Here is a 326-nt window from a genome sequence, read left to right on the forward strand (position 1 = left end):
AAATGGAGTACCATTAATGCTTAAATTAAAACTATTATCTAAACTTGTAACATCTAGTACAAAACCATTACCAACTGGCGCTAACGTAAAAGTCTTTACATCATTAGGGTCATCTAATTCAAAAGACGTTTCACCAATTAAAGTTTGACATTCAACTGAATCTAAAATCCCATCGTTATCATCGTCTAAGTCACAAATATCAGAAATATTATCACCATCTGTATCTAAATTGCCTGAAGCAGCAGCATCACAAGGGTTAACAACTGGAGTCACTGTAAAAGTAACATCATCTGAAGTTTCAGCACATGATCCAACAGCAGCAATTG

The 326-nt window shown here is 34.4% G+C and carries 1 protein-coding gene; it reads right to left on the reverse strand.

Features of this window, described 5'->3' with window-relative positions:
- A partial coding sequence (locus tag ACTG3V_RS14610) for a hypothetical protein (RefSeq protein WP_439132913.1) occupies positions 1 to 326 on the reverse strand: 326 nt, incomplete at both ends.

Source organism: Polaribacter sp. (assembly GCF_965660385.1).
In the GTDB taxonomy this organism is placed as follows: Bacteria; Bacteroidota; Bacteroidia; order Flavobacteriales; family Flavobacteriaceae; genus Polaribacter.